Origin of the sequence: Clostridium neonatale (assembly GCF_001458595.1) — a bacterium.
Classification (GTDB): domain Bacteria; phylum Bacillota; class Clostridia; order Clostridiales; family Clostridiaceae; genus Clostridium; species Clostridium neonatale.
The window spans coordinates 1-1,132 of record NZ_LN890316.1; the positions used below are offsets into that span (position 1 = coordinate 1).

The 1,132-nt window shown below is 33.3% G+C and carries 1 protein-coding gene; it reads right to left on the reverse strand.

Going from position 1 to position 1,132, the window contains the following annotated elements; translation table 11 throughout:
- Window positions 1-10 precede the first annotated feature (10 nt).
- Window positions 11-1,033 carry an IS6 family transposase gene (locus BN2920_RS00085; RefSeq protein ID WP_058293044.1) on the reverse strand — a complete coding sequence of 341 codons (1,023 nt, stop codon included), beginning with the start codon at window positions 1,031-1,033 and terminating at the stop codon, window positions 11-13.
- Between the last annotated feature and the right edge of the window lie 99 nt (window positions 1,034-1,132).

Sequence of the window (1,132 nt, forward strand, 5' to 3'; positions counted from 1 at the left end):
ATTAACTAAATTAAGCAGCAACAAACCAAGAATGTTTAGATTTGCTATCGCTAGCGAAGCCGGCAACTTCAGCTGGAGTATGATTGTTTAATGATCCATGAGGTCTTATAAAGTTATAGTGAAAGATAAATACAGATATTAAGTTATTAGCTTTCTCGAATGAATTAAAGCCTTTTTTAGCTTTATACCAAGCTTTAAAAGTTTTATTGAAAGATTCTATAAGATTATTACTTGTATCACTGGACATTGGTGCTACAGGAATATGCTTAGTATTTGGCAAAACTTTAGCTACAGCTTGATTATATGAAGGCAATCTATCAGTAATGAAATTACTAGGTTCACCAAACTTTTTAGCTTGATTAATTAGAGTAAAAGCAGAATCTTCACTACGTGATTTCGTAAGATGAAATGCTAATATGAAGCGTGTTTCTGAGTCTATAGCAAGCCATAGATAATACTTTTCGCCATTTATAAATACAACAGTTTCATCAGCGTGCCAATCGTCAGATTGAAGATTTAACTGATCTTTAAAGGAATCAGCTTTCAGATTGAAGAATGGTGCAAATTTATGAGCCCAACTCGCTATGGTTACATGGGATACTTTTATATTTGCTGTTGTATGTAGGAAATGTGCAATAGCTCGTGTTGATGTATTATTTAAGAAATATAATGTCAATGCTGTAAGAATAATATGTAACGGAAAGCGCATTCCTTTCATAGAAAGGGAGCCGGTTAGCTTTTCACTAGATGCATCATCAATATTTAAATTATGATGATGTACAATTACATGATTACATTTTTTATTGCCACATTTATATCGATTATAGTGCTTATAAGAATGATGTAAGAATGTAGATTTACCACATTTAGGACACGTGGGGTATTTTGATTTCTTCGGCATGCTGACAGAGTCAGGAGCGAATTGGCGTTTGCAGTTCTTACATTGATATTTTTGGTTAGCCTGCTTATCCAAACCAAACTTATATAGTTGGTCAGAGTGACAGCGAGGACATTTTACTTTAGTTTTGTTCATTGTTCTTCTCTCCTTTTCTAGGGGGATAATTGGTTCTAGTCAAACTTATTATATTTTCTAGTGTTGAGAAGAGCAATGTTCATATAACTTAACAGAACG

Excerpts from the sequence above, each read along its gene's own strand:
- BN2920_RS00085 (WP_058293044.1), bottom strand. The coding sequence starts at position 1,033 with ATGAACAAAACTAAAGTAAAATGTCCTCGCTGTCACTCTGACCAACTA.